2 protein-coding genes are annotated in these 2,355 nt (G+C 42.3%); one reads left to right on the top strand and one right to left on the bottom strand.

Annotation, left to right across the window (positions count from 1 at the left end; all coding sequences use genetic code 11):
- Window positions 1-130 precede the first annotated feature (130 nt).
- Window positions 131-1,084, bottom strand: coding sequence for a hypothetical protein (locus COT81_00005; GenBank protein ID PIS05617.1), 954 nt, complete (start codon window positions 1,082-1,084; stop codon window positions 131-133).
- A gap of 104 nt (window positions 1,085-1,188) precedes the next feature.
- On the opposite strand from COT81_00005, the gene COT81_00010 reads away from it, so the two are divergent.
- Window positions 1,189-2,355: DNA topoisomerase IV subunit B (locus COT81_00010; GenBank protein PIS05647.1), on the top strand; the 1,167-nt coding region annotated here is incomplete at its 3' end.

A 2,355-nucleotide genomic window follows, 5' to 3' on the forward strand; every position in this document is an offset into this window, starting at 1 on the left:
GACTTGTCGAGCAGACATACTCGAGCTGGGTCATGGGTGATGAATGCTTCCGGGAAGGGGGCGGCACCAGGTCTGCACTGCAGATCATGGGCCGCACCCCTACCCACGGGAGCGTCTTTTTTGTTACAAATTATTTGAGCTCAAGCTCCATGATAGAGTTCGGATCTAAAATATTGACATCGAGAATAACTTCAATTTGAGAAATGTTACCAAGCAAGCTAAACCACCGTGCTTCAATTAGCTTAGTCTCCCCTGACCTAAACGGCTCCACGGTGGAATAATTTACGCCAACTAATTCTTGCCCGCTATAGACAGCGGTAAAAAACCCAACTTGCCAATAGTTAAAAGCGCTATTATTTCTAACTTCAGCTTGCGCAATGCTAACTGGCAATCGCCCAGCAATACTGGAATTATTTGGCGGAATATATTCAGTATCAATAATTTCAAATCGCAATCTCTCGGCAGCAATGGCTTCGTAATTGTCCACCCGGCGCCAATTTACCTTTTCCAACTGCAATTGAATATCAGCATTGCGAGCTAAATTAGCCACATTGTAACCCGCAAAAAACTTTTCCGTATCCGGGAGAACAAAAGTTGAACCTGAGGCTACCTCAGCGCCATCAGCAAAAATTTTGTAATCAACTTTGCTAACCGCTAATTTAAAATTAGGATTTTTTACTCTAACTAAAATATCTGATTCGCCTGAAGATGAAGTAATGACCCTAACCCCGACAATTTGAAGTGGTACCGGGGCGTAAGCTTCGCGGAAACTTTTATAATCAATCAAATCCTGGCTTAAACTACGCAAAACTAATTGGTGATCGTTATAAGTAATAAAGTACAAATTGATAATACTCCAAAAAACGAAACTAAAAATCAGAATGTCAAAAATTATGAGTACCACCATCAGTATTTTGCGCAATTGAATTTTGTGAGTAATGTACCAATAGCTAAGCTTTAACTGAAAATTACTCACATTATGATACGGAGAGCCAGGGCCTCCTACTGATTCGCTTGGCATACTTTCATAGTATAGCATAATTGGGCGCTTTGGTTCAGCATTTTGGTCTTGAAAAACAGGCATAATTGTGCTATCATGATGACATCGAAATTGTAATATTATTGACTTAACGCTTACTTTATATGGAGCTTTAACGCTCCATACTTTAAAATCTTACGCCTAAAAATATGGCAAATCAAACTGCCCCCAAAAAATCCAAACCACCTAAATCGCAATCAGATTACAGTGCCAAGCAAATTACTGTTTTAGAAGGACTGGATCCGGTCCGTAAGCGGCCCGGCATGTATATTGGTAACACCGCCAGCGAAGGCCTGCATCATTTAATTTGGGAAGTCGTGGATAACGGCATTGATGAAGCTATGGCCGGTTTTTGTACCCAAATTGATGTTGAGTTACTGCCTGACGGCACTGTCCAAGTTACCGACGACGGCCGCGGCATCCCGGTGGACATACACAAAACCGCTAAAGTATCAGCGTTGGAAGTGGTAATGACAAAACTTCATGCCGGCGGTAAATTTGGCGAAGGTGGCTACAAGGTATCTGGCGGTTTACACGGCGTTGGAGTATCAGTCGTGAACGCCCTATCAGAGTTTACTAAAGCCGAAGTCCGGCGGGATAAAAAAACTTGGATTCAAGAATACGAACGCGGTAAACCGAAAAAAAAGGTGAAACCCATTGGGCCGGCCAAAACTACTGGCACAACTATCACTTTTAAACCAGACCCGGAAATTTTTACTGTAACTGAATTTAATTTGCAAACCATTATTGACCACCTGCGCCAACAAGCGTACCTGACCAAAGGCATTCGTTTAAATATAATTGACAGCCGCGACAAACATAAGCTGGCCTACTCTTTTTATTTTGAAGGCGGTATCAAATCTTACGTTAAACACCTCAACGTTAACGTTGAACCGAAGCACGATAACGTCTTTTACGCCGAAAAAGAGGTGGATGATGTTAAAGTTGAGGTCGCCGTACAATACAGCAATGAATACAAAGAGACGTTGTTTGGTTTTGCAAATAACATCTATAACCCGGAAGGCGGTACCCATATTTCCGGTTTTCGCACTGCCCTTACCCGGTCACTAAATTCTTATGCCAAAAAGAAAAATATTTTAAAGGAAAAAGATCAACCCTTGTCCGGTGAAGACTGCCGCGAAGGTCTTACCGCCATTGTTTCAGTTAAAATTAAAGAGCCCCAATTTGAAGGCCAAACCAAAGCCAAGCTAGGTAACGCCGAAGTTAAATCAATCGTTGATAGCGTCACTTCTGACGCCTTGGGCACTTTTTTAGAAGAAAATCCGCGAGACGCTGAAGCCATCGTAGGAAAATGT

This window comes from Candidatus Buchananbacteria bacterium CG10_big_fil_rev_8_21_14_0_10_42_9 (genome assembly GCA_002773845.1).
GTDB lineage: Bacteria > Patescibacteriota > Patescibacteriia > Buchananbacterales > 21-14-0-10-42-9 > 21-14-0-10-42-9.

Excerpts from the sequence above, each read along its gene's own strand:
- COT81_00005 (PIS05617.1), bottom strand. The coding sequence starts at position 1,084 with ATGCCTGTTTTTCAAGACCAAAATGCTGAACCAAAGCGCCCAATTATG.